A 22,095-nucleotide genomic window follows, 5' to 3' on the forward strand; every position below is an offset into this window, starting at 1 on the left:
CTCCAATTAAAAAGAAGTCAACTGCTGAGCAGCTAACTTCTTAAAAATCCAGGTCCTGTTTATGGTCTGAATAGGAACTGTGATTGGAATGCTGGTTTTGGTCCTTTTTATTGTTCTTCATCATCTGCTGCACTTTTTCCACAGCTTGCGGAGCCAAATCAAGTATGCGTTCATAGAGATGTGTGCTTTCATCAAGATGAAGCATTTTCACACCTGAAGAACTGACAATCAAGAATGCGATTGGCGTGATGGAAACCCCTCCACCGCTACCTCCACCAAAAGGTAACTTTGATTGATGTTGCTGTCCATTGCCGCCATCATGTTTTTCCTGACCGGCAGAAGAACTTCCATGAAATTCACTACCACCAGCCGCGAAACCGAAGCCTACCTTTGATACTGTCAGGATGACGCTTCCATCTGGTGTCTCTACGGGATCACCGATGATTGTATTTACATCTATCATATCCTTCAAGTTTTCCATAGCGGTCGTCATCAGACTTTTAATTGGATGTTCAGACATATAAATCCTCCTTTTTGCAACTACATAGATTCTTTCCTATCTTCTTTAGACAACATGGATAAAGGGCGCGTCTTGAACTTTGGCCTTCCACCCTTCCAATATTTAACGGTTCTTATTCCTGCTAGAATAGCATACCCGATTTGAAAACGAATCATACACTTGATCAGCGTTTGGGAAACCATCATTTGAAAATAGGGGGTGATGGTGAGGACCGGCTGTGCCTGCAATCTGGTATAGTGGCTCATAAAACCGACTATCCCACCTTTTAGCGTCCACCCTGCTCCAACAACCATTCCGGTATGTGCAGCATCCCCAAGACCGATATTGCTGTGCCACTCCAATTCCTTGATTTCAATTTTCGCTAAAAACCTTCTCACTATTTTATGCATGCCCACGACATGCCTCACCATTTCATAGGTGTTCCGGAAGCTATTGAATATTTCCTCGGGGGAGTACTTTTTATCCTTTTCCTTCGTCTTCCCGCCCGTGCCCATATGAGTCTCTTCCTTCACCTCGATCGAGGCCGTTTCCTTGTCCACCTTAATCAGGGGAACATCTATCGTATAGCGGATAAGCCCAAACCAGGCGCTTAGGCGGATTATCATTTCGTCGTCATCCTGCTGGTGATGATAATAAAAATGGACCGTGATTTTAGTGAAAAATATCAATAAAAATAGTAGAAGGACGATTCCAGCTAAAATACCAATCCAAATCAATATACTCACGCCCTTTCCGTCAACAATCATTATCTCCCTGGGCAAAAAAAATAAACCTGCAAGCTTCAAGCCTGCAGGTTTATCCTCAATTTTCATGAACTACGCCAGTATCAGCAAACAGGTCGTGCACTCCCTGCTTCTTTTTTGTAAAAGCGGCAACAAGATAGACTATAAAGGTGATAGGTGCAAAAACGCCTGCAATATAACGTCCGATCCCTTCACGGAACAATACAGTCTTCCAGGATAGCCTTTCCTCGGCAAGATCGACTACTCTCAGACCAAATACCATTTTACCAAGGGTCTGCTTAAAGTATTTGGTCATCAGGATAAAGTAGGCATAAAAGACGATGGTCGTCGCAATGGTTGCCGGCGAAAACATCGAGTTCTGCACGGTGGAAAGTCCAAGTCCGCGGAATAACGGAACTATTAATATGGAACCGATGCTCCAAATGATGATTCCGTCCAACAGGAATGCCCACAGCCTCATCCAGAATCCTGCAAACCGATATACAGGCTTTTCCGGCGGAGAGGTAAAGACGGCACTCGGATAGGAATCGTGTACCAACTCCTCCTCGACGTGATCTACCTGCACCTTTTCAACCTGCTCCATTCTTTGATCATCTACTTTATTCATTTCCGGCTCTGTTCTATTGGATTCATCTCTCATTCTTCAACCCTCCTAGTCCGCATACAAGTACATCAGTCTTGGAGAGTTAGGCTGGTTGATGAGCTTTGCAAGCATCTGCATTTCAGAATCCGGTTTAAGCAGGGAACCGGCATTCATACTGAACAGGGAACCGAATCCGAGGTTCTCTTCGTATTGGATGACTTGCACATTTCCAAGCTTATGATCCTTTTTCATTGCGTCCACGACATCCTCGAAATAACCGATTTCATCTACAAGATTGATTCCTTTTGCCTGTTGGCCGTCATAGATGCGTCCATCGGCAATATTGCGCACCTCCGCCTCACTCATCCCCCGGCCCTCGACGATGACATTGACAAAGCGGTTGTACATATTGTCGACCATCGTTTGCAGGATTTGGCGCTCTTCCTCCGTCATATCCTTGGTAGGGGACATGATATCTTTGTATGGACCGCTTTTGAACGTCTCAAATTTCACGCCATATTTTTCTGCCAATTCTTTATAGTTCACACCTTGCATGATGACCCCGATGGAGCCTGTGATCGTTTCATTGGTGGCAAAAATCTTATCTGCCGGAGCAGCGATATAATAACCGCCAGATGCTGCCATCGCCCCCATCGACACATAAATCGGTTTCTTCGTATCTTCTTTGATTTCAATCAGTCTCTTATGTATTTCCGCACTTTCCGATACCCCGCCACCAGGCGTATTCACGCGAAGTACGATTCCCTCTACAGAGTCATCTTCCTTTGCCTGATCGAGCATCCTTAAAAATTGGCGATGATTATATCCTGCCGATTGGAAAATGGAGGTTACATCTTCCCCAAGGTCTTGAATTGCACCATTCACTTCCAATACAAGAAGCTTTCGATCCGGGTTGCCTTCTTCGACCACTTTTTCGACAAATCCCGTTTCTGTTCCAAAAATATCTGACAGTGACTCGCTGCTTTGCGTTGCGCTTGCAGTCATGTTCGTCACAATCGATACCAAAAATAGCAATGAGGCTATGCCTAATGCCGCCCACCGTTTTCCGCTCATGCTAAAAACCTCCTATAGTATGTGTACAGTACTACTACGTTAAATTCTTTCAAAAAGTTTCATGAAAATGATAAACTAATCACAATATAGAATTGTACTAAAAACTAGACAAAAAGGATAATGATCTTTGGTTATCTTTTGATTTTCTACCAAAATTTATTAATATGAGGAGGAAAAAAGATGACAGAGCGCCGTAAGATGTATTTCTTTTATAAAAAAGAGCAGGATCTTGAAGCAAAGGTGAACAACTTGCAGCTATTGGCAGAAGCCAATAACTTTGAAGTGGTGAAGGATTACCGTAAAGCAAACATCATTGTTGCTGTCGGAGGGGATGGGACGTTCCTGCAGGCTGTCCAAAAAACAGGATTCAAGGAAGATTGCCTGTACGCAGGGATTTCAACGGAATATACGTCCAGCTTCTATTGCGATTTTCATATAGATGAAACCGATAAAATGGTGGAGGCTATGACAAATGAGCAGATTGAAGTAAGAAAGTACCCTACTATCCAAGTGACGGTGGATGGCCTCTCGAAGTTTTATTGCATGAATGAATGCTCGATTCGATCAGCCATCATCAAGACCTTTGCAATCGATGTATACATAGACGATCTTCATTTCGAAACCTTCCGTGGAGATGGCATGATTGTATCCACACCGACTGGAAGTACCGCATACAATAAATCTGTACATGGAGCGGTCGTGGACCCGATGCTGCCGTGCTTCCAGGTAAGCGAGCTCGCTTCCATCAATAATAACAGCTATCGCACACTTGGCTCTCCATTCATCATGGCTGGCTCAAGGAAGCTCACTCTAAAAGTCGTACAGGACGGCAATGACTATCCGACAATCGGCATCGACAACGAAGCCCTGAGTATCCGTCATGTTGAAAAGCTTGATATCCAATTGACCGACCAGAAAATCAAAACGGTAAAACTGAAAGACAACTCTTTCTGGGAAAAAGTGAAACGCACATTCCTATAAGAAAAACACCCCACTCCAACTATCTGGAGTGGGGTGTTTCATTGAAGGTTAATCTTGATACATGACAGTTCCGTCCACGACAGTCATACTTACCTTGGTCTCCAGGATTTCATCAGATGAAATCCTGAACAGGTCTTTATCAAGTATTGTGAAATCGGCAAAATACCCTTCCTTGATCAGACCTTGCTTATCTTCTTCTCCAATGGCCTGTGCACTTCCTTTTGTGAACAGCCCAACCGCTTCATACATCGACAGGCGCTGCTCTGGCTGGTACACCGTTTGTTCCGGATCAGATGGAATCTGCCTCGTGACGGCGGCATGAATACCGAGCAAAGGATCTACGGGTTCAATCGGGGCATCGGATCCACCTGCACAGATCAATCCTTCATCAAGCAGTGTTTTCCAAGCATAGCTGTACTTCAATCGCTCTTCCCCGAGCCGTTCAATAATCCAAGGAAAATCCGTTGCGACAAACCTAGGCTGGATATCCAGTATGATCGGGAGCTTTTTAGCTCGCTCGATCAAACTCTCTGTTAAAATCTGTGCATGGATGAGACGGTCCCTTTCACCGATTGGTGCAGGATAAAGCTCGATTACATCCAAGATATATTCAAAAGCCAGATCTCCGATGGTATGCACGGCAACAGCCATCCCGTAATCCCTCGCTTTTTTGATCAGCGACTCGAGCTGTTCCTTCGAATGGATCTCCACCCCCGATGTTTCCGGTGCATCATTATAAGGCCTGCTTAAAAGTGCCGTCCTGCCTCCAAGCGCACCATCTGCAAATATCTTCATGGCACCAAGCGTGACAAACCCTGTGGAATCTTTATAGTGGTGGCCTGCTTCGTGCATATCATCCACAACCTCATGATGCACAAGAAGATGTGCGCGGTACTTGCATTTGTCCCGTTCAATCAAATCTACAAATGCGCCGTACGTTTTGTGGAAGCTGCCGTAATAGCTCAGGTCCTCGCTATGGCTTCCCACAAGCCCAAGCCTCAAGCAATCCTGAATAGACTTTTTGAGTGCAGTATACAGGTATTCTTCAGTAGCTTTCGGAATGACCGCTTTGACCAGCTCCTGAGCTTGATCAAGCAAGTATCCCGTTGGCTCACCATGCTCATCCTTCACGATGACACCACCTGGGGGATTTTCGGTATCCTTTGTGATTCCTGCGAGCTCCAATGCTTTTGTATTCACCAATACAGCATGGCGGCATACCCTCGATAGGATCATCGGATGTCTGGAGGTGATTTCATCCAGTTCTTTTCGATGAAAGATTTTTCGATCGATAAAGTTGTTTTCATTCCATCCTTCTCCAAAAATCCATTCCCCATCAGCGGTTTCAGACACTTTTTCAAGCAATGCCTTTTTCATTTCCTGAGCGGATGTCAAATCGGATAAATCCAGGCGGAGCAGTTTTTCCCCGTGTCCGATCAGATGCATATGGCTATCTGTAAATCCAGGATACATCACAGCACCTTTAAGATCCTTCTTCTCAGCCTGAGGATATTTCTCAAACAGCTCCTTTTCCATTCCCAATTCCTTTATCAGCCCATCAGTTGTATAGACGGCTTCCACCGTTTGCCCTTCTTCTTGCAAAGTATAGATCCTGCCCCCAAACCATATTTCTCCCATACGTCATTGCCCCATTTCTTATGTAAATTGTTTAAGTAATACTTTCAGATTATCATTTGTTTTAGGACCTGTACAAAAAACTGCATGCAGAACAAAGGCGGGTGAATGCATCACCCGCCAACCTTATTCAATTTGCCTGTGAAGACATTTCCTTTTGTCTTAATTCAATTCTCCTGATTTTGCCGGATGTAGTTTTCGGCAATTCCGCCACATACTCGATTTTTCGAGGATACTTATATGGTGCAGTAAGCTCTTTGACATGCTCCTGCAAAAGCTTGGTCAATTTAGCTTCCTCTTTTTCTGCTCCATCCTGCAGAACGACAAAGGCCTTGACCACGCTTCCCCTGATTTCATCGGGGCTTGCAACCACCGCGCATTCGCGTACAAATGGATGTTTCACAAGTGCATCCTCCACCTCAAATGGCCCAATCGTGTAACCTGAGCTGATGATGATATCATCACTGCGCCCTTCAAACCAGAAGTAGCCCTCTTCATCCTTTTTCGCCCGATCGCCAGTGATGTAGTAGTCACCTCTGAACTGTCTGGAAGTTCGTTCAGGGTCTTTATAGTAGTGCTTGAATAGTGCAGGTGTCTCGATATGCACCGCAATATCCCCCACTTCCCCAACTTCACATTCATCGGCATTTTCATTGATGATGGTGACTCTGTTTCCTGGAGTCGGTTTCCCCATGGAGCCGGATTTGATTTCCATTCCCTTCAGTACTCCAATTAATAGGGTATTCTCCGTTTGTCCGTAGCCATCCCGTACGTCAATCTCAAAATGTCTTCTGAATGTATCGATGACCTCTCTGTTAAGCGGTTCGCCTGCAGAAACGGCACTATGCAGATGAGGAAGCGAATAAGCATCCAGGTTATCCACCTTCGCCATGATCCGGTACTCCGTCGGTGTGCAACATAGGACATTCACTTCGTACTTTTCTAGAAGCTTTAAATAATTGTTCGGATCGAATTTACCGTGATATACAAAGCCTGTGGCTCCTGAACCAAGAGTAGAAAGGAATGGGCTCCAGATCCATTTTTGCCAGCCTGGGCTCGCCGTTGCCCAAACCACGTCATTCTCTTCGATTCCCAGCCAATGCTTGGATGTTGTGCGAAGGTGCGCATAGGCCCAGCCATGTGTATGGACAACACCTTTCGGGTTCCCTGTAGTGCCTGAAGTATATGAAAGGAATGCCATGTCGTCTTTGGATGTTTCAGCGAAAGGCATGGTATCGGATTGCTTCATCATCTCATCTTGGAGATCCTTCCAGCCTGCATCGTTGAATCCGCCGACACTGAAACGGACCAAGCTTCCGACTTCATCCAGTTTATTAGCCTGCTCCACATAAGGATGGTACGTAATGATACCCTTCACATCGCCATGTTCAATACGATAGGACAAGTCCTTTTCCCTTAGCATTTCAGAGCACGGAATCACAACGAGGCCAGCTTTCAGTGCGCCAAGGTAGATTTGATAGGATTCTATCAGCCTCGGCATCATCACAAGGACAACATCCCCTTTTTGCAGTCCCTGGGCCAATAAAGCGTTTCCAATTTTATTTGCAGCTTTCATTAATTCCTGATATGTAACCTGATCTTTTTCCCCTTGCTCGCTTTCCCAGATCAGTGCAAGCTTTTCTCCCTCTTGCGCGTACTTCTCCACTTCCTGAACAAGGTTGTACTTTTCTGGTGCCAATAGTTCCTCTCTCAACATATGAAGTCATCCCCTTTGTATTAGTACTATCTCTATATTACAAAATTTTTTAAATAATTTGAATTATTTTGTTGGAATTTTATCTTTTTGTAATATTGTAGAGCGATTCTCAAAAAGCCATTAGAACCCTATTGGCCTTCTCACCGGGATAACCGTGCTAAAAAGCCATTAGAACGCCTCTATTGGCCTTTTTACCGGGATAACCGTGCTAAAAAGCCATTAGAACGCCTCTATTGGCCTTTTCACCGGGATAACCGTGCTAAAAAGCCATTAGAACGCTTCTATTGGCCTTTTCACCGGGATAACCGTGCTAAAAAGCCATTAGAACGCCTCTATTGGCCTTCTCACCGGAATAACCGCGCTAAAAAGCCATTAGAACGCCTATTGGCCTTTTCGGCAGGAAGATTTGAGAATCCGTATCATATTTATATCTATTAAAAAAACAGCGCCCTCTAATGAAGGCGCCATCAGGCAATTACTGCTCATTTGATTTTTTTGCTTGTTTTGGTTCACTTTGACGTTTGCGGCCCTGCTTCTTTTGCTGCTTTTCCACTTGGTTCTGCTCTTTCATGAATAAACACCTCCAGAGAATAGAAGAAAGGTGGGGTCGCCCCCACCTCGTAGCCATTTATATTTATTATTTTTGGTAACCGCCACCAAAGCTTTGCTCAGCCATTTGAACTAAGCGCTTAGTGATTTCTCCACCAACGGAACCGTTAGCGCGAGCAGTTGCATCAGGACCAAGTTGAACTCCGAATTCAGAAGCGATTTCGTATTTCATTTGATCAAGAGCTTGTTGTACACCAGGTACAACTAGTTGGTTTGAACTGTTGTTTGCCATGTGTTTTCACCTCCTTGTGAATATAGAATGTGTAAAAACACATGGCATCATTCATGTTTTAAAAATGGTAATTGTTCACATATTTATATTTGTTAAAACAGTTCCTTGAAAAGGTCGTCTTCCTTGACGGATTTCCCTGTTATTTTAAGCTTTACTGTGTTTTCGACCGCTTCTTTTACCATCTGTTCCACGTCAAAAAAACTTTCATAGAAGTTGATTTTTTCCGATTTCGGTTTAGTTTTCGGCGAAGCGGGTGTAAAAATGGTGCAGCAATCTTCATATGGACGATTCGAAATTTCCAAAGTATCTATTCTATCTGCAATTTCCATGATCTCCGTTTTATCCATCGTGATGAGCGGACGGATAATCGGGGTGTTCGTGACTTCATTGATCGCTACCATGCTTTGCAGGGTCTGGCTTGCAACCTGACCGAGACTTTCTCCGGTTATGATGGCAAGGCCTTTTTCTTGCTCACGCAGCTTATCTGCTATCAACAGCATGAATCTTCTCGTCGATGTCATGGTGTAGTTTTCAGGTACCTGCTTTTGAATGGCAACTTGGATATCTGTGAAAGGCACGATATGAAGATTAATCGAAGGACCGTATTTCGTCAGTTTTTCAGCCAGGTCTATTACCTTCTGCTTTGCCCGTTCACTCGTATAGGGCGGGCTGAAGAAGTGAACCACCTGCAGCTCAATTCCCCGCTTCATCGCAAGATATCCCGCCACTGGACTGTCAATCCCCCCTGAAAGCATCAATACACCTTTTCCACTCGAACCCACCGGCAGGCCACCTGCTCCCAGAATGTCCTTACAGGTAATGTAAGTTGCTTCCTCGCGCACTTCCACCCTGACATTTATATCTGGTTCTTTGACATTCACCTTCAGATTTTCTGTGTTGATCAAAAGATGAGATCCAATCGCATGATTCAACCCGTTTGTATCGAGTTCAAACTTTTTATAAGCTCTTTTGGCAGTGACCTTAAAAGTCTTACCTTCATATGCTAATGCTTTCAAGGCAAATAATGCCCCTTTTTTCATATCCTCTAACTCTGTCTCTGTTTTCACTGCAAGACTGAATGAGTATATTCCAAAAACCCTTTGAAGCTTTTCGATGATTGGCTCCGGAGGTTCCCCGTTTAATTTGATGAACATTCTGTCCCTGCTCTTTTCGATCCCGACTTTAGGGAAATCCTTTACTTTATCCAGGATATTCGAGCTGAGCTTTTGAACAAACTGTTTTCTGTTTCTTCCTTTTGTGGACATTTCTCCATACCTGATTAAAATGTGGTCATAATTCATCATTTTCTACCTCGTTACTCTTTTTATTGTGGATATTGCATTGGTTAGTTCTTTTAAAAATAGATCAAGCTCTTCTTTCGTTGTCGCGAAGTCCATACTGATTCGGATTGCAGTCTCGGATCGGTCTTTTGAAAGCCCCATTGCTGAAAGTGTTTTACTTGGTGCCTTCCTCTTGGATGAACAGGCGGATGTCGTGGACACGAATATCCCCTTTTCAGCAAGTGCATGCACCAACACTTCCGATTTCACTTTGGGTACTGAAAAGTTTACGATATGCGGGGCTGAATCATGAAATGGCGTATTTATAGCAACTTCCTTTATTTCGTTAAGTTTGTGAAACAATTGATCTTTCAGGCTTTGAATGGTATCCAACTGCTTTTCACTGAGTTCCGTTGTCATTCTTAAAGCCTTGGTCATTGCCACGATGCCTGCCACATTTTCTGTACCGGAACGGAGCTTCCATTCCTGATCTCCCCCACTTAAGAGGGGGTGTAATTTTACTCCCTGCTTGACAACAAGGACCCCGTTTCCTTTGAGTCCATGAAATTTATGGGAGGAAATGGAGCATAGGTCTATTCCCTCCATATTCAATGGGACTTTCCCAATACCTTGGACATGGTCCACATGGAGGCTTGCGAGGGGGTAGTTTTTCACCACTTTTTTTATTTTCTCGATAGGCTGGATGACTCCCGTTTCATTGTTTACATGAATGATGGATACAAGGATGGTTTCATTCGTCATCGCTTTTTCCACTTGTTCAGGAGAAATTCTTCCTTCTTCATCCACCTGCAGAACTGTTACTTCGAATCCTTCTTTCCATAGATCTTCCACCGCATTAGTGACAGAGGGATGTTCGACAGAAGTAGTAATGATATGTTTACCATGGTGTTTTTTGCTGAGCGCCGTCCCCTTTATTGCCAGGTTATTGCTCTCGGTTCCTCCGGATGTGAAGATAATTTCCCTATTTTCCACTTTAAGCAGGGAGGAAATCACTTCACGTGAATGATGAAGCAGCTTTTCGGCCTCCCCCCCAAGGGAATGAAGCGAGGAAGGATTGCCAAAATATTTTGTGGATACAGTTATATAGGAATCTAACACTTCTTTATATGGTTTTGTCGTCGCACTATTATCCAAATAGATCATTGTAAAGCCTCCAGCTTGGGATGCATGTCATTCACTGATAATTTTTCCTTCTAAGCAAATATTAATGTTAGCACACTTTACAAACAGGGAAAAGATTCGGTCTCATCCGAATTTGTGAAAACAAGCAAGATCTACTGGAAACCTTTCTCACTTTTCATTCATCCTGACCTATGTTACGATTGTTTAATGTTTTTCTAATATATCGAATTGTCAAACTTTTAAGTTATTCGACAAATTTCAGCAAAACTATGATAGTATGTAAACGTATTCATTATTTCTTGTCATCAGGAGGTTCACTTATGCAACATAAACTATATTCCAATAAGGATATTCTCATATTAGGCTTAATGCTTTTTGCACTATTCCTGGGAGCAGGTAACATGATTTTCCCGCCATTATTGGGGCAGGCAGCTGGAACTAGTGTAGGTACGGCGGTTATAGGATTTTTAATTACTGGAGTCGGTTTGCCACTGCTCGGTGTCATGGCGATTGCATACACCGGTGGAGACCTGCAGACACTTGCTAATCGTGTAAATCCAATTTTCGGAATTATTTTTACTATCATCATGTACTTGGCGATTGGACCATTCTTTGGAATTCCGAGAACGGGCACTGTAGCGTTTGAAATTGGCGCTTCTCCATTCTTGCCCGAATCCGTTAATCCAATGGGGTGGCCATTATTCTTCTATACAATTGGATTTTTTGCCATCACTTACTTTCTTGCTCTGAACCCGACCAAGCTTGTAGATCGAATCGGGAAAATACTGACACCGCTTTTACTGGGGGTAATCGGCATATTGGTTATTAAAAGCATCGTGACTCCGATGGGAGAGCTGCAAAAGCCAACGGAAGCATATGCGAATTCTCCATTTTTCAAAGGCTTTTTGGAAGGATATCTTACGATGGATACCATTGCGGCATTAGTTTTCGGTATTGTCGTGATATCGGCCATCAAAGATAAAGGGGTAACAGATAAGAAAACCATTACCTCCCTTTGCATGAAGGCCGGGTTCATTGCTGCAATCGGATTGACCCTAGTGTACGGTGGACTATCTTATCTTGGGGCTACCAGTACGAGTATTGTTGGTGCGGCGGATAATGGGGGACAAATTTTATCAGGTTCTGCAAGCTATCTCTTCGGTTCTTTAGGGACTGTCATACTTGCACTTGCCATAACCTTTGCTTGCCTGACCACATCTGTTGGATTGGTATCTGCGACAAGTCAGTTTTTCGTAAAAGTGTTCCCTTCCATATCATATAAAACATTTGTTGCGATTTTGAGCATTTTCAGCCTCGTTGTCGCTAATTTCGGATTGAATCAGCTTATCGCATTCTCATTGCCAGTGCTGATCATGATCTATCCACTTGCAATTGTACTGATTCTCTTATCCTTCTATCGTTGGAAAAATGAATCGTACGTTTATAGCTTTGCACTCCTATTCACAGGGATAATAAGCTTTGTAGATGGATTGGCCATTGCGAAAATCAATATTACTTTTCTTCAGGATATTTTCAGTGTTCTTCCATTTTACAGTGTTGGCGTAGGCTGGTTGGTTCCTGCCATCATCGGTGCCTTGATCGGGATGGCAATCGGAAACCTGATGCCAAGAAGCAAACGTTCGGAAAGTATCGCATAAAAGGAAAACTCCGCTCGGGTAACCCGAGCGGAGTTTTTTTATCTGTCATGATGTTTTTTCTCTACATAGGTCAGCAGTTCATCTATGGATACATGCCTGTTTTCTGCCTGCAGCTCTGTTGCATCTATGTCAGTCAAGCCATAGACACCGGAATGAAACGGTTGAACATCATTTGAGTCCTGGATGATAAGGGTAAGTGGTTCTGCTTCCGTGATCTCCTTCATTGTATGCGTCTGCCCTGTCAAAGGCTGATCCTTAATCGCTGCCAATGAGTTAAAAACGAAAAACCATGTTGCCACACCACTTACACTCAAAAGCCCAATAAGCACGAACCTTAAGGTCGTCACGTCCTCAGCTCTCCTTTTCCAAGATCTGTTCAATTTTCTTCAGGACACCCGGCTCCACTTTCTCAAGCGCAGTTGCAGCTTCTTCCAATGCATTTTTGTATTCATAATTTCTGAACAGCTGTTCAGCCTCTATCAAGCTTTCATGGACAAAAGCATGCTTGCTTCTGTATCTGTTGCCATATTGAATGATATTCTCCGCAAGGAAGGCATGGTCCAAAATATCCGTGCAATCCGCATGGCATTTTTCCACTGAAGCGACAGCCTGATGGAGAATGGCATTCACTTCAATGATGTTGAGCGGCTTTTCTTCCAGCTTTTCCTTGACTGCCTTCAACTGTTCACTGGCCGTTATCAGCTCTTGATAAACCGTTTCCGGGAGTCCTGGCATATTGCTCTTTTCGATTTCCCTTTTTACTTCCAATAGCATTTTGCGCAAGATTGCCAATTGGTCTCTTGCAGCCATTTCATCTTTTCTCAAAGCCTGCAATATTTCTGTGTACTGCTGATGGATTTCCTGCAAGGAGGTGATTTGTTCCGAAATATCTTCAAGTTCCTCTTTAAGGATGGAGAATGCAATCGTCTGGTTTTCCAGATGTGAACTCAGTTTTTCGTAACGATCCACAAGAGCCAGGATGGAATGTTCAATCTTACGTTGCGTTTGAATGTCTTCCTCTTGCAAATGATAACTCTCCTGCACAACGTATGTTTCTTCTTTCGTTTTTGCACTTGCATCGGATAGAGTATGAAGCACCGATTCGACAACAGGCAGTTCCTTTACAATGTAGTGCTTTGCGATCACTTCATTTTCAATGTTGTCATACAGTTTATCCATTTCCTCTTTCAAGAGCTCTATACCCTCTTTTGCTTCCGCCACTTTCGTCTCGAAAAGAAGGTTTGTAATATGCTTTGTCTTTTCTTTCAGGCTTTCCACATTCTCTTCCAGTTTCACATGATCAAGTATGTATCCCTCTTGCAGCATTTCCTTATAGCCTGTTTCCACTTCAGCCAGCTGGCTCGGTAGGACGGATTGACAGTCGACCAATAAACCCGGGATATTGGCTATTTTAAATTCAAAAGCCTCAATCTCCTTTTCCAGCTTCTGCACTAGCCCTCTCGCTTCCAAATAGTTCCCGTTATTCATGCTGTCATGGAACTCAAGGAAGGTTTGCTGGAGATGATCGATATCCTTTTCCAATAGGCCTGTTGTACTTCCGTATTGATGGCGCTGATTTAACAGCTTCTTTTTTAATTCCGTATACGTTGCTTCGAGCATGTCAATCTGCTCCACGCTTTTCGCCTGGCTGCCAATCAGTTCATCAAGTTCATCAAAGATGGATTTGATTTTATCCTCAATGGCTTCAAGCTTCTGATTTGCGATGGCAAGCACATCTTTGGCCTTTTTGAACCGGTATTTATCGACAAGGTCCTCTGCATCAAACAGATACTCTTCAATGCTCTGTAATTCGGAGGAGAGGATATCATCCCATTGATAGCGCCAGTTCTCGAAGAGCTCTTCTGTCTGTCCGGTCATGTTTAGATCTTTCACTTTTGACAGCTCTTCAGAAACGGGTTTATTCATAATCGATACCTTCCACGTTTCAAGCCGATCTACTTCTGCATAAATCTTTTTTCTTCTTAGATAACTGAAACTGACAAATATAACTACTGCTACAAGAATTCCAATGATAATTTCCATACCTAATCCCCTTTTGCCTGGATGGTTGTAACGATTAACTGAACTTTTATTATGTAGACTCTGTTGAACACCGCTGTTGAATTCCGCACTAGGCTGCGCTTTCCGCGGGGCGTTTGTGGAGCCTCCTCGGCTACGCCTGTGGGGTCTCCACTAAACGCTTCCTCCCGCAGGAGTCTTCGTCTATTGCTCCAATCAACAGCTAATTTACTGTAATAACCGCTATTTTCTTTAACAAAGCCATTATGTAAGATGATCAAAAGCCGTTTTTCCTTTTGATCGCATGTTAATTTATATATGGTTCGAAACGCAATCTGCCGTTGTAGCCATTGTTTTTTCAAAATTTTTGTCTGTGTGGGAAAACATGTATAAAACATGCCCATTCTATTTATATTTCAATGTATTTATGATACCATGTAAACGACATTTTTTGACCAATATTTTAAAATTTTTTACATATTTCTTCAAGTATTGGAGGCAAGAATGATGATTATCGATAAACACGTCCATACCCCATATTGTCCCCATGGTAGCACAGATCCTCTTGAGAGGTATATCGAAAGGGCAATCTCCTTGGGGTATCGGGAAATTTCCTTTACGGAACACGCTCCATTACCAGAGAATTTCATAGATCCGACACCCGAAAAAGACAGTGCGATGGCTCTTGATCAAATGCCTGCATACCTTGAGGAACTGGGAAAGTTAAAAGCTTACTATTCTTCTGCACTAAAGGTAAATATCGGCTTGGAAGTGGACTTTATTGAGGGTTATGAAAAAGAAACCTCCTCCTTTCTCGACCAATACGGTCCTTTATTGGATGACAGCATCCTTTCCGTTCATTTTTTAAGGAGTGGCGAAGCGTATTATTGTATGGATTACAGTGAGGAAACCTTTGAGGAAATGATTCGTATGTTTGGAGGATTAACCAAGGTTTATGAAGCATATTTCTCCACCCTGAAAAAATCCATCGTGACGGATCTTGGGACATATAAACCAAGTCGGATCGGTCACATTACACTCGTTGAAAAATTCAAACGTAAATTCCCACATGACCGGGATCTTTCTGCCTACGTAATGCCGATATTGGATATCATGTCGGACAAGAAATGTGAACTTGACTATAACGGTGCAGGATTCACCAAGCCTCTTTGCCTGGATTCCTACCCACCGGCGTTTATCGCCCTAGAGGCACACAAAAGAAAAATCCCTCTCGTCTATGGATCGGATGCCCATAGTGCAAAGGGATTAATGCAAGGATACAATCAGTTAGAGCGGACTCTACTTGATTAAAGGGCAATCTTGTCCAGTCCACTGCCAGAGAATACAGAATGCTCCAACCATTCAATGATTTTCTTTTGGTACTGATCGACCGTTTGTGTCTCATACGGCATGACATGCCACACTTCGGCTAGATACTGAGCCTGTAAAAATGGCATACTGATCATACTTTTCAGCTGCATCACTGCCAGCGGGATGGAAATTGGCTGAAACTCTTTGTTCTTTTTCCCTTTTTCAAAAAATAATTGTAAATAATATTTCTCCTTCATCAAGTAGGTGGTCATCACTTCCCGGACCAATGTGGTATCAAGGGTGATTTCCCTATAAACATATCTTGCCAGCTGGCGATTTTCACGATGGAACTTCATCACATTATTTACTGTAAGAATGACACACTCCTGAGCTGACAGCATGTTCATCTTTTTATAGATTTGTTCCAGGACGGACAAATACTCTTCCAGGAAAACTGCAAGCAGATACTCCTGCAGCCCTGCCTTATTTGTGAAATAATAGGATATATGTGCAACGTTGACCTTTGCCTTTTTAGCGATTTCCCGAATCGAGGTACCCGAATAACCGTTTGTATTAAATAGATGAACAGCTGCTTCAATTATTCTTTCTTTGGTCGATTCCATCCTTTTCACCCCTTTTGGTGATTCTCTTTTATTGATTTCTAGCCGTGGAGCGTTTATCCTTTTATTAAATGTCGACAAAGTACATAGGAATTCTACTTATAGTTTGGTAATTCCGCATTTTATCAGGAAAAAGTGAGGGGATTATGATGTTTCAAGTCGAAAACTACAAAGGAACTCGAGAAGAAAATTACGAACTGGTCATCAAACAGCTGCAGGCATTGATTGCAGATGAACCAAATTTCATAGCCAACCTATCCAATGCATCTGCGCTATTGAATGTTTTTTTAAAAGAAATAAACTGGGTGGGCTTCTACCTGACTGAAGGCGAAAGCATGCTGGTACTCGGTCCATTCCAAGGACTTCCTGCCTGTGTACGTATCCCTTTCGGACGCGGAGTTTGCGGAACGGCCGCAGCGAATGCCAAAACAGAGCTTGTCGCAGACGTTCACGCTTTTCCTGGTCATATCGCCTGTGACGCAGCGTCCCAATCGGAAATAGTGGTTCCGATGGTGAAGGATGGAAAAGTCATCGGGGTTCTGGATATCGATAGCCCGATCAAAGATCGTTTTGATGAAGTAGACCGAACCTACCTCGAGAAATTCGTTGAGGTACTTCTGGCAAATTAATAAAGTGCCAAGCCCCCTTAAACACAGGTGGCTTGGCACTTTTATGTTTTATACGATTTTATCCAACGCCTGTTTCAGGTCATTCCAGATATCTTCCTTCGCTTCCAGGCCAACGGAAAGCCGGATCAGGCTGTCTGTTATCCCCATCTGTTCCCTGTTCTCCTTTGGAACAACGGCATGCGTCATGGTCGCAGGATGCTGAATCAATGTTTCGGCATCCCCAAGGCTTACCGCAATCTTTATCAGACTCAATTCATTTAACAGCTTCTGCGCCTCTTTCTTTCCACCTTTTATAGTAAAAGATATAAGTCCGCCTCCACGTTTCATCTGTTTTTTCATGATGGAGTAGGATGGATTGTTTTGATCACCTGGATAATACACACTCTCAATTGCCTCATGGCCTTTCAATTGCTCGATGACGTATTCTGCATTGTCGCAATGGCGGTCCATCCGCACATGCAAGGTTTTTAATCCCCTGATCAACAACCACGCATCAAAAGGTGACATGACTCCGCCAATATCCTTCAGAGTGGTCATGGAAATTTCCTGGATCATTTCCTTTTTACCTACAATCAAACCTGCAATGACATCTCCATGCCCGCCGATATATTTGGTGGCACTATGGATGATGATATCACAGCCGATATCCAATGGCTGCTGTAAATATGGAGAACAGAATGTATTATCAACCACAACTTTGATACCGTGTTCCTTCGCAATCGATACCACCATTTCGATATCGATCAGCGCCATAGTAGGGTTTATCGGTGTTTCTATATAGATGCAGGTGGTTTCAGGACGGATTGCATCCCTGATGTCCGCTTCTGTTTGCATGCTGCAGAAGCTGTGGTCCACCTCATATTTATTCTTAAGAAGCTGCAATAATCCAAATGTACAGCCATAAATACCCTGGGAACATAAAATATGACCATTGCTTTTCGTCAGGGCGATCAAGACTGCAGAAACTGCTGCCATCCCGGAGCCAAAGGCCAATCCCGCTTCCCCATTTTCAAGTGCAGCTATCCTGTCCTCGAGCATCTTCACTGTCGGATTTCCAAGTCTTGAATAGATGTATCCTTCCTCTTCGCCTGCAAACCGGTTTTCCCCTTGTTCAGCCGTTTGAAAGGAAAAAGTAGAAGTTTGAAAGATTGGTGGCGCCAAGCTTCCGTGATAAATGGAGCTATCATATCCATGGTGTACGACTTCTGTTTCAAACCTTGTATTTTTCTTTCCCATAAAAATTTCTCCCTTCAAATATCCCTTCCATAACTAGCATATGGCAAAACAAATAAAAATGAAAGCGTTTTCTTTTTATTGAGAATCTTAAAAGATGCAAAGCTATAAAAATAGCGGCCGAGCTATCCGGCCGCTTTGTTCTTATCCACAATATTCCTCTGACTCGATGCATAGCTGGTTTTTACCTAAATCTTTTGCTTTCAACAGTGCAAAATCTGCCCTATGAAAGAGATCGCGTGCGGAATCGTTCAATCCTTTCTTCCAAAAGGATAATCCACAGGAAACTGTCACGGCAGGCGAGGTCTGTTCTTCGATTTTCTTGATGATTCGCCCCGCAATGTGTTCTCCCAATGCCAAATCGATCTTCGGAAGATAAATAGCCAATTCCTCACCGCCCCAGCGAGCTCCAATATCCGTTTCACGTATGCTTGCATTGATGATGGAGGCGACCTGCATGAGGATGGTATCCCCTATCTGGTGGCCGAATGTATCGTTGACCCTCTTAAAATCATCAATATCCAAGAGAATAAAAGTGCCATACGAATCGTGCTTCATCGATTTCTTAATTTTTTCGTCCAGATACTTCCTTGAATAGAGCTTTGTCAAATAGTCCGTGATGACATACTTCTCCAATTCCTCACGCAGCATCGAATTGCTGAATGCAAGGGTGGAATGATGAATGAGCGATTGCAGAAGTTTGAATTGCTCAAAGCTGAAAAAGTACGGCAAGGTGTGCGTCACGACACATGCACCCTTTATCCCATTGGAGGCATGCATGGGAATGATCATGCAGGAACAAAACGGCAGGTTGGAAAGCCGCTCATGTACTCGGAGATCCCCAATGAAAAGCGGCTCTCCATCAGAATATACATAATCCTGCATTTGAGATAGGTAGATTCCGATATCCTCCTGCTGGAAAAACTCGGTGGAACCCGGCAGCACCTCTGTTCCCCCGGATTTATATAGGACGAATGCCGCTTCTTTTGCCTCGAAAAAATGCATGATTTTCTTTATCATATATGCCGTGACTTCCTGAAGCCGCAGGTTGGAATTCAACTGATGGGAGGTTTCATTGATCAGCTGCAGATCGGAAATGACCTGCTTCGACTGCTCGTACAATTGGGCATTTTCAAGGGCTGTACCTGTAGCATTCGCAAGAAGCGTAATGAACTTCAGCTCTTTCTCTGGCAAATTGAATGAGTCCAGGGAAATGATCTGTAACACACCATAGATCCCCTGCTCCCCTTTTATCGGAACATAAATATAGGTCCTTCTGTCCCTGATACAGTTCTCGAGCTGGACCTCCCCTGTCACATATGCATTCATGGCGCTGATGTTAGAGTCATCAAAATCCAATTTTTTTACCGGCAGATGCTGCAGATCATCATTATCAGATGTTAGCAGCAACAAATAAGAAAAATCCTCATAGGTATTTCGTAATATTTCGATAATTTCAGTTAAGATGCCTTCCACTCTCATGGAAGAATGGAATTTGGATGTCACTTTATACAATTCTTCGTATTGCTTCTCTTCAAACCTGGTATGTATATATTGGCTGTATTGTTGAAAGATGGTGGAAAGTTCTTTTGATAACTCGTCAAAACTTTCTAGGGAGAGAGGTAAGCTTGAGGTGAATTGCAATTCTACCGCACCTAAAAAATCCTTATCCCCATATAGAGGCAGGTTGATGTATCCGAAGTCACTTCCCTCTGTTTCAAGAGTTTTTTGGTAAACTGCACCCAGCTCCCTTACTTTGAGCTGATCGTAGATAGGTGAAAACTCTTCCATTGTCACGGTGACGGATTTCGCCTTAAGCTCTTCCTTCAGGATGGATTGCAGCATGGTGAGAAATTTAGCTTGTGTAAGATTAGAAGACGAAAGAAAAAAATCTAATATTCTGCTTTTTATTTCAAGAATTTTATTATTCGATTCCATTTTTTTCACCTTTTACATTACTATTTACCTATTATTATAACGGTAACAGGTTAATTTTTCCTAGTATTATTTTAGGGAATTAATAAAACAGTGTCTTTTTCGAAAAGTACAAGCCATAAATCATGCTCAATGGAAAGCTTATGAACGGAAAGCGGTTTTTCTTTAAAGGATTTCTGTATGATCAAACCGGTTTCATTGGATAGTTTGACAACATACTGTTCTGTATCTGTTTCCTCTATAGAAACTTGAAAATCTTCCTCTATTTCATTCTCCTCTTTTTTTACACCTTTTTCCACTATTAACTCTTCATTATAGAACATCCACTCCTCATCGGCTTGCAGCCATACACCTTTAGAGTTTATGTCCTTTTCAAGACGTGTCGGATGCGTCTCAAGCTCAATGGCATTTATTGTGTCAAACTTATAATTATCTTTTTCATCTATCATATAGGTGACAAGGATCGGCTTCTTTTCATGTTCTTTTACGATTGCAATGACGGGGTTCTGATTCTGTTGATCCTTTTCCTGGACGACAACGGCCATCGGTTGGAAAGGCTCTGGCGGCTGCACCTTTTCTTTTTCCTCCACTGGACCATATTGTATGGAAAATAAATATAAGGTTGTAATCCCGATGACTCCTATAATAAGAAAGCGAATGATCTTTTCTTTTATCGATTCTTTATACATAGCTATTTCTCCTCAGACAGGGTTGTATAGGAAATTATACCATAAGCGCAATAATTACTGACACGCTGTTTGAAGGAAATAGTTTATGGTATAATGATTGGACTTCAAACTTCCATTCCCCAAAACTATTCAATTCTATCCTTGACTTCCTATCCATTTTTCCGATATAATAGCCTTTGTGTAAAATATTGCAGCCTATGTGGTATGCTATGTTGATTCATTTTGTTCCCCGTTCGATAAAAACGGAGGTGTATCGTGTAACTCTTTGCTGCAGAGCGAGGATACATGAAAACAAAATGGTCGGGTAGATTAGTCGCATCTGTTATTATTTTACAACAAATAATAACACGAAGGAGGAGTCATTCATGGCTCGTTATACAGGTCCAAGTTGGAAACTTTCTCGCCGTCTAGGCATTTCATTAAGCGGAACAGGTAAGGAATTGGAAAAGCGTCCTTACGCTCCTGGACAGCATGGTCCAAACCAACGCAAAAAGCTTTCTGAGTACGGTTTACAATTACAAGAAAAACAAAAATTACGCCACATGTACGGTGTAAATGAGCGTCAATTCCGTAGCATTTTCGATGCTGCTGGCAAGATGCAAGGTAAGCACGGTGAAAACTTCATGATTCTTTTAGAATCTCGTTTAGACAACGTAGTTTACCGTTTAGGTCTAGCTCGCACTCGTCGTGGAGCTCGCCAATTAGTTAACCACGGTCACATCACGGTTGATGGAGCTCGCGTAGACATCCCATCTTTCCGCGTGAAAGCTGGTCAAGTAATCGGTGTTCGTGAAAAATCACGTAACCTAAGCACAGTTAAGGAATCTGTTGAAGTTAACAACTTCGTTCCAGAATACCTAACTTTCAATGCTGACGCTTTAGAAGGAACTTTCACTCGTTTACCTGAGCGTTCCGAGTTAGCTGCTGAAATTAACGAAGCTCTAATCGTTGAGTTCTACTCTCGTTAATGATAAGAAACACCACCGGATTTCGGTGGTGTTTTTTTTGTTTTGGTAAATTCTATATCCGCTTTAAAGACCGCTGTTGATTTCCGCACTAGGCTGCGCTTTCCGCGGGGCGTTTGTGGAGCCTCCTCGGCTTTGTACTGGACCCTTTAAACTGGACACTTATATTCTAAGCTGCTTGCTCAAAACTAGCTCGATAAGCTATCGGACTTTTACGCTTTAATCTGGATTTAATTCTCAGGTGGTTGTAGTAATGGATGTACTCTTCGAGCTTCTCCTTAAAATGGTCGATGCTATCGAATTCTTGTAAGTACAATAATTCGGATTTCATGATTCCAAAAAAGTTCTCCATTACTGCGTTGTCATAACAGTTTCCTTTTCTAGACATACTCTGAGTAATGTTATTTTCCTTTAAAGTCCTTTGGTATTTAGGCATTCTATAATGCCAGCCCTGGTCAGAGTGAAGTAAGAGATCATCACCTTCACTTATGCGTTCTAAGCCTTGGGTTAACATCGTTT

Annotated in this window: 21 protein-coding genes; 5 read left to right on the forward strand and 16 right to left on the reverse strand. The window is 42.9% G+C overall.

Features of this window, described 5'->3' with window-relative positions:
- Positions 1 to 40: 40 nt before the first annotated feature.
- The 4 genes from ytfJ to sppA are packed head-to-tail and all read right to left on the reverse strand — an operon-like array spanning position 41 to position 2,920.
- A complete protein-coding gene (gene ytfJ / locus JOC95_RS11875) occupies positions 41 to 520 on the reverse strand; it encodes a GerW family sporulation protein (RefSeq protein WP_204416359.1) in 480 nt (159 codons plus the stop codon).
- Positions 521 to 540: 20 nt separating this feature from the next.
- The gene (locus JOC95_RS11880; RefSeq protein WP_239582853.1) at positions 541 to 1,332 is read right to left on the reverse strand and encodes a DUF2953 domain-containing protein; all 792 of its coding nucleotides are present in this window, start codon (positions 1,330 to 1,332) and stop codon (positions 541 to 543) included.
- Positions 1,322 to 1,903: an RDD family protein gene (locus JOC95_RS11885; RefSeq protein ID WP_239582854.1), complete on the reverse strand. Its 582-nt coding sequence runs from the start codon at positions 1,901 to 1,903 to the stop codon at positions 1,322 to 1,324. The genes JOC95_RS11880 and JOC95_RS11885 overlap by 11 nt, the downstream gene beginning before the upstream one ends.
- Positions 1,904 to 1,915: 12 nt before the next feature.
- Positions 1,916 to 2,920 carry a signal peptide peptidase SppA gene (gene sppA / locus JOC95_RS11890; protein WP_204416361.1) on the reverse strand — a complete coding sequence of 335 codons (1,005 nt, stop codon included), beginning with the start codon at positions 2,918 to 2,920 and terminating at the stop codon, positions 1,916 to 1,918.
- A gap of 180 nt (positions 2,921 to 3,100) precedes the next feature.
- On the opposite strand from sppA, the gene JOC95_RS11895 reads away from it, so the two are divergent.
- Positions 3,101 to 3,901 (forward strand): NAD kinase, encoded by an 801-nt coding sequence (locus tag JOC95_RS11895; protein WP_204416363.1) that lies wholly within the window; start codon positions 3,101 to 3,103, stop codon positions 3,899 to 3,901.
- A 48-nt stretch (positions 3,902 to 3,949) separates the two neighbouring features.
- Here JOC95_RS11895 and JOC95_RS11900 read toward each other — a convergent pair whose 3' ends face one another.
- The 5 genes from JOC95_RS11900 to JOC95_RS11920 all read right to left on the reverse strand — a co-directional run bounded on the left by JOC95_RS11900 (position 3,950) and on the right by JOC95_RS11920 (position 10,538).
- Complete coding sequence (locus JOC95_RS11900; protein WP_204416365.1) at positions 3,950 to 5,539, reverse strand: amidohydrolase; 1,590 nt, start codon at positions 5,537 to 5,539, stop codon at positions 3,950 to 3,952.
- A gap of 127 nt (positions 5,540 to 5,666) precedes the next feature.
- The gene (gene mbcS, locus JOC95_RS11905; RefSeq protein ID WP_204416367.1) at positions 5,667 to 7,253 is read right to left on the reverse strand and encodes an acyl-CoA synthetase MbcS; all 1,587 of its coding nucleotides are present in this window, start codon (positions 7,251 to 7,253) and stop codon (positions 5,667 to 5,669) included.
- A 637-nt stretch (positions 7,254 to 7,890) separates the two neighbouring features.
- A complete protein-coding gene (locus JOC95_RS11910) occupies positions 7,891 to 8,094 on the reverse strand; it encodes an alpha/beta-type small acid-soluble spore protein (protein ID WP_047972144.1) in 204 nt (67 codons plus the stop codon).
- 92 nt (positions 8,095 to 8,186) lie between these two features.
- A complete protein-coding gene (gene thiI / locus JOC95_RS11915; protein ID WP_204416511.1) occupies positions 8,187 to 9,395 on the reverse strand; it encodes a tRNA uracil 4-sulfurtransferase ThiI in 1,209 nt (402 codons plus the stop codon).
- Positions 9,396 to 9,401: 6 nt separating this feature from the next.
- On the reverse strand, positions 9,402 to 10,538 hold the full coding sequence (locus tag JOC95_RS11920) for a cysteine desulfurase family protein (RefSeq protein ID WP_204416369.1): 1,137 nt from the start codon (positions 10,536 to 10,538) through the stop codon (positions 9,402 to 9,404).
- A 299-nt stretch (positions 10,539 to 10,837) separates the two neighbouring features.
- Between JOC95_RS11920 and brnQ the strand changes: the two genes are divergently transcribed.
- Positions 10,838 to 12,175 carry a branched-chain amino acid transport system II carrier protein gene (brnQ, locus tag JOC95_RS11925; RefSeq protein ID WP_204416371.1) on the forward strand — a complete coding sequence of 446 codons (1,338 nt, stop codon included), beginning with the start codon at positions 10,838 to 10,840 and terminating at the stop codon, positions 12,173 to 12,175.
- Between the two features lie 38 nt (positions 12,176 to 12,213).
- Here the strand turns inward: brnQ and JOC95_RS11930 are convergent, their stop codons facing one another.
- Together JOC95_RS11930 and ezrA are read right to left on the reverse strand one after the other, a co-directional pair.
- A complete protein-coding gene (locus JOC95_RS11930; RefSeq protein ID WP_204416373.1) occupies positions 12,214 to 12,522 on the reverse strand; it encodes a hypothetical protein in 309 nt (102 codons plus the stop codon).
- A 4-nt stretch (positions 12,523 to 12,526) separates the two neighbouring features.
- A complete protein-coding gene (gene ezrA, locus JOC95_RS11935) occupies positions 12,527 to 14,218 on the reverse strand; it encodes a septation ring formation regulator EzrA (RefSeq protein ID WP_204416375.1) in 1,692 nt (563 codons plus the stop codon).
- A gap of 483 nt (positions 14,219 to 14,701) precedes the next feature.
- Here ezrA and hisJ point away from each other — a divergent pair, with 483 nt between their 5' ends.
- Positions 14,702 to 15,505 (forward strand): histidinol-phosphatase HisJ, encoded by an 804-nt coding sequence (gene hisJ, locus JOC95_RS11940; protein ID WP_204416513.1) that lies wholly within the window; start codon positions 14,702 to 14,704, stop codon positions 15,503 to 15,505.
- On the opposite strand, the gene refZ is transcribed toward hisJ, so the two are convergent.
- On the reverse strand, positions 15,502 to 16,128 hold the full coding sequence (gene refZ, locus JOC95_RS11945; RefSeq protein ID WP_204416377.1) for a forespore capture DNA-binding protein RefZ: 627 nt from the start codon (positions 16,126 to 16,128) through the stop codon (positions 15,502 to 15,504). The genes hisJ and refZ overlap by 4 nt on opposite strands.
- A gap of 146 nt (positions 16,129 to 16,274) precedes the next feature.
- Here refZ and JOC95_RS11950 point away from each other — a divergent pair, with 146 nt between their 5' ends.
- Positions 16,275 to 16,754, forward strand: a complete 480-nt coding sequence (locus tag JOC95_RS11950) for a GAF domain-containing protein (protein ID WP_204416515.1) — start codon at positions 16,275 to 16,277, stop codon at positions 16,752 to 16,754.
- A 48-nt stretch (positions 16,755 to 16,802) separates the two neighbouring features.
- Here the strand turns inward: JOC95_RS11950 and megL are convergent, their stop codons facing one another.
- From megL to JOC95_RS11965, 3 genes are all read right to left on the reverse strand, one after another.
- Positions 16,803 to 17,990, reverse strand: a complete 1,188-nt coding sequence (gene megL, locus JOC95_RS11955) for a methionine gamma-lyase (RefSeq protein ID WP_204416379.1) — start codon at positions 17,988 to 17,990, stop codon at positions 16,803 to 16,805.
- Between the two features lie 141 nt (positions 17,991 to 18,131).
- Positions 18,132 to 19,925 carry a sensor domain-containing diguanylate cyclase gene (locus JOC95_RS11960; RefSeq protein WP_204416389.1) on the reverse strand — a complete coding sequence of 598 codons (1,794 nt, stop codon included), beginning with the start codon at positions 19,923 to 19,925 and terminating at the stop codon, positions 18,132 to 18,134.
- A 71-nt stretch (positions 19,926 to 19,996) separates the two neighbouring features.
- Positions 19,997 to 20,611 (reverse strand): hypothetical protein, encoded by a 615-nt coding sequence (locus JOC95_RS11965; RefSeq protein ID WP_204416391.1) that lies wholly within the window; start codon positions 20,609 to 20,611, stop codon positions 19,997 to 19,999.
- 365 nt (positions 20,612 to 20,976) lie between these two features.
- Here JOC95_RS11965 and rpsD point away from each other — a divergent pair, with 365 nt between their 5' ends.
- On the forward strand, positions 20,977 to 21,579 hold the full coding sequence (gene rpsD, locus JOC95_RS11970; protein WP_204416393.1) for a 30S ribosomal protein S4: 603 nt from the start codon (positions 20,977 to 20,979) through the stop codon (positions 21,577 to 21,579).
- Positions 21,580 to 21,745: 166 nt separating this feature from the next.
- Here the strand turns inward: rpsD and JOC95_RS11975 are convergent.
- On the reverse strand, positions 21,746 to 22,095 hold a 350-nt coding region (locus JOC95_RS11975; protein WP_204416395.1), incomplete at its 5' end, for an IS3 family transposase.

The sequence above is a fragment of the Sutcliffiella tianshenii genome, from assembly GCF_016908565.1.
Classification (GTDB): domain Bacteria; phylum Bacillota; class Bacilli; order Bacillales; family Bacillaceae_I; genus Sutcliffiella_A; species Sutcliffiella_A tianshenii.